This window comes from Erythrobacter sp. (genome assembly GCF_038133525.1).
Taxonomy (GTDB): domain Bacteria; phylum Pseudomonadota; class Alphaproteobacteria; order Sphingomonadales; family Sphingomonadaceae; genus Qipengyuania.
Map to the genome: position 1 here is coordinate 1 of NZ_JAYPTL010000026.1, position 3953 is coordinate 3953.

Below are 3953 nucleotides of genomic sequence, written 5' to 3' on the forward strand. Positions count from 1 at the left end.
GCTTAGTTCCGAAAGTTAGTAGTTATGCTCGATTTCTCAAAAATTTCACGCCTAAAGGGCGAGTTCGAAGCTGAAGGCCTGCCCCGTGATGCTCTAGCGAGTGAAGTCATTTTTGCAGCCCGACATGGAGTTGGATATCTCGTTAAGATAGGGGGTTGCGAGGCAAAATCGGACATTCGTTTCCTGCAACAAATCGGAGTGCGCGACGTGGTCGCTCCAATGATTGAAAGCGGGTTTGCCATGTCAAAGTATATGAGCATGATCCCCGACGGCGCATTCGATCATATAGGTGTGACAATTGAAACCGTGCACGCAGTCGAACGGATCGAAGAGCTGCTTGATGCAGGAACGAAGCTGTCCGAAGTTACTGTTGGACGCACTGATCTGACGGCGAGTTTTGGTGGCTCAGGCGTTGACTCCGATGAGACCATAGCAATGGTCAAGAAAGTCGCCATGGCAGCTCGTCGGCGTGGGCTTAAAACCACTGTTGGCGGCTCGGTCGGTGGCGCAACACGTCAACGACTAATGAATGATGGTGAGCTAAGGGAGCTGATTGCGGCAGTCGAAACACGTAAGTGCGTAATGTCGGTGGAAGCGTTTCTTGAGCCGCAATCGCTCGTTGATGCATTTGCCATCGAGACAGCGTTACTTCAGTCGCAGGTGAGCTATCATGGAGCTATAGCCCATGCTGCAAGTGAGCGCGTCGAACAGATCAATGCGAGGCTTTGATCATGGATGTTCTCTTTATCCTCGACTTTGACGGTGTGCTGTTCAACAGCGCATATGAAGCCTTTACGGTTTCACGCAAAGTTGTGTCATCCGACGACGCATATCGGCAGGATGTGGAGTACGATGAGTTCCTCGCGTTTCGCTCTGTTGTGACTGATGCATGGCAGTATCGCCGCCTTTTTAGCAGAACCAGCCAAGTCCAACGCGAGGCTTTGCATCTAGTTGAACCCAATGCTGATGACTGGGAGTTCGCGCGTCGCTTCTTTGCCGCGCGCAAAGAACTGATGCAGGATCCTGAATGGCCCAAATCGATGCCTCCGTACGATTTTTTCTTACGTCTCAAGCCGTTGCTGTTGGAGCATCCAACGCAGTTCGCAATACTATCGACGCGGAACATACAGTCGATCAGGCAAACACTGCAGTTCCATGATGCGGATGTGGTCCCGGTCTTTGGGCAGGAAGACATTCGAAAAGCGGGTAGCAAGCGTGAGGTCGCGAGAGCCAATGGTTGGCTTGAAAAGGGCGCTCACCTAACTGTTTATCTCGATGACATGAACAGCCATCTTGAGCCATTCGAAGGCGCAGTCCACCTCCCGCTGCATGCCGATTGGGGTTATGATCGCAATACTCCTGGCAGCCTTAGTGAGCATCAGGTTATGACATTGTTCCGTTCACTCATCGCACTGTCCAAACGTCAAAAGCTTGCGGTAGCTGCATGAAGTACAGCGACCAGGTTGGTGCGTGGCTGGCAGCCGCGGGCTACACTCACTATTTCTACGTGGGTGGTGGCAATATCATGCACCTGACAGAGAGCCTCGACAGGTACCTTGTCGGGGTGCCGGTAGTTCACGAGGTGGCTGCCGGCATTGCGGCGGAATATTTCAATGTCATAGCGGCGCCTCGTAAGGCCTTGGCTCTCGTTACAGCTGGTCCGGGTCAAACCAACATTGTGACCGCTGTTAGTGGAGCGTGGCTGGAGAGTCGCGAGCTCCTTGTTATTGGTGGCCAGGTGAAAACTGCCGATCTGGCACGTGGCGAAATTCGATCTCGTGGGATCCAAGAAATTGACGGCGTGTCACTGATGGAATCCACAACCAAGCTGTCGACACGTTTGGAATTTCCGGTTAGTGCGGCAGAATTTCTTGCTATGATCGAGCCTAGCTGGACCCCTCGTATGGGGCCGGTCTTCATTGAGTTTCCGCTCGATGTGCAAGCAGCTCAGCGTGACGAAGAGTTTTTGCCGCAACTTCTGAAGCCCGAGCTGCCTAAGGCGGATCAGGATACGGTCGAGGAGGTCGCGCGATTGTGGGCCAATTCAGAGCGACCTGTCTTACTTTTGGGGGGTGGTGTCGAGTTGACGGCTGTCGATAGCCTGCGCGCTAAGTTGGATGCCTTGCAGCTGCCAGTGATGACAACATACAACGGTGCTGATCGGATCGATGGAGATGCCCCTTACTATCTCGGCCGGCCCAACACTTGGGGACAGCGGAGCGCGAACATCCTCATCCAGGAAGCTGACCTGATTGTTGCGCTGGGCACTCGACTTGGACTCCAGCAGACGGGCTTCAATTGGCAGGAGTTCGGTCGTGACGCACAGATCGTTCAGGTTGAGATTGATCCTGCCGAACTTTCAAAAGGGCACCCTCGCATTGACTTGCCAGTCAATGCCGATGCCAATGATTTCTTTCAGCGTTTTATCAATTTGGATCCAGCTAGTAAGCCAAAGTGGCTTGAACATGGCCGACGCGTTCGTTCTCTAGTCCCTCGCGTCGAGGATGTGAACAATACAGGCGAGGGATATCTCTCACCCTACGATTTCATCCTTCAGCTCGAAACCCTTACAAATTCGGACGACTTGATCATTCCATGTTCCAGCGGAAGCGCGTTCACGCTTTCAATGCAGCTGTTCAAGCAAAGGCTGGGGCAACGGATCATTACCAACAAGTCGCTCGCATCGATGGGTTATGGTCTTTCTGGTGCTATTGGAGCAGCAATAGGAGGCAAGGGTCGCAGAACCATTCTGATCGAAGGTGACGGAGGGTTTGCCCAGAATATGCAGGAACTTGGGACTGCTAAGATCAACGATCTCAACCTAAAGATATTCATATTCGACGACCAGGGTCATGCCTCCATCCGCATGACCCAACGCAATTACTTCGATGGTAAGTATCTGGGTTGTGACACTCGTTCTGGCCTCGGGCTCCCACAGTGGGAGAGGTTGTTTGCAGCCTGGGACATTCCGGTCCTTCGTTTGCCAGTTTGTTTTGTAGACGATCCGGATGTGTGCAGTCGGCTGAATGCCTCCGGAGTCCAAGCGTTTATTGTGCCTGTCGATCCGGAACAGACCTACTTTCCAAAGATTTCCAGCAGATTGACGGCGACTGGCTCGATGGAATCGAATCCGATTGATCGAATGACTCCCGAAATTGATTACGTTGGCGAAGCTTGATTGGCATCAAGACAAAATGATGAGTTCTGTCACACTTGACTCTGCAGTCGCACTTGATCCGCATGCGCGTAATGCGGTTCGCGCAGATGATCGGCGGATCCTCATCGTTGGTGCGAGTGGCTGGATCGGGCGAGTCCTGCTTGCGGGTCTCTATGCGGCGCTTGGAGCAGACCAATTTTTTGCACGAGTCGCATGCTTCGGATCTAGGATGCGAAGAATTAAGATCGGAGGCGGAGTCGAGGTCGAACAGAGGCCGTTGTTAGACCTGAGGCAGTTGCAAACTCGCCCGACGATGATGTTTCACCTTGCTTTCCTGACAAAGGATAAAGTCGCAGGCATGGCACGTGACGATTATGTTGCGATGAATCGCGCGTTATCGACGCAAATCCGCCAATGCCTAGATGAAGTGGGAGTCGATAGACTTTTCGTCGCCTCTTCTGGCGCAGCGGCACTTGCTGAAGATAACGACGCGGCCGAAGATCTCAGAATATACGGGCAACTCAAAGCTGAAGATGAACTGCTTTTCTCGACTTGGGCGAGAAACAAGGATGATCGTCGTGTTGTTATCACGCGGATATACAGCGTATCAGGGCCTTTCATAAACAAACATGAAACCTACGCTCTGGCGAGTTTCATATTGGACTCTTTGGCGGGAAGGGACATCAAAGTTCGTGCGCCATACGAAGTGGTGCGCAGTTATGTCGCAATCCGCGAATTAGTGTCGCTAGCGCTGATGCAGCTGCTTGCAGCAAATGGTCCCCAGACTTTGCTATTT

Annotated in this window: 4 protein-coding genes; all 4 read left to right on the forward strand. The window is 52.5% G+C overall.

Annotated elements, in window-relative coordinates:
• Nucleotides 1-24: 24 nt before the first annotated feature.
• Nucleotides 25-729: an aldolase/citrate lyase family protein gene (locus tag AAFM29_RS08565; RefSeq protein ID WP_341712387.1), complete on the forward strand. Its 705-nt coding sequence runs from the start codon at nt 25-27 to the stop codon at nt 727-729.
• Nucleotides 730-731: 2 nt separating this feature from the next.
• Complete coding sequence (locus tag AAFM29_RS08570) at nt 732-1448, forward strand: hypothetical protein (protein WP_341712388.1); 717 nt, start codon at nt 732-734, stop codon at nt 1446-1448.
• A complete protein-coding gene (locus tag AAFM29_RS08575) occupies nt 1445-3178 on the forward strand; it encodes a thiamine pyrophosphate-binding protein (RefSeq protein WP_341712389.1) in 1734 nt (577 codons plus the stop codon). Before AAFM29_RS08570 ends, AAFM29_RS08575 begins: the two co-directional genes overlap by 4 nt.
• Nucleotides 3165-3953 (forward strand): NAD-dependent epimerase/dehydratase family protein (locus tag AAFM29_RS08580; RefSeq protein WP_341712390.1); only part of this gene is annotated, 789 nt, incomplete at its 3' end. The genes AAFM29_RS08575 and AAFM29_RS08580, both read left to right, overlap by 14 nt.

Coding starts and splice junctions, on each gene's coding strand:
- AAFM29_RS08575 (WP_341712389.1), top strand. CDS start 1,445: ATGAAGTACAGCGACCAGGTTGGTGCGTGGCTGGCAGCCGCGGGCTAC.
- AAFM29_RS08565 (WP_341712387.1), top strand. CDS start 25: ATGCTCGATTTCTCAAAAATTTCACGCCTAAAGGGCGAGTTCGAAGCT.
- AAFM29_RS08570 (WP_341712388.1), top strand. CDS start 732: ATGGATGTTCTCTTTATCCTCGACTTTGACGGTGTGCTGTTCAACAGC.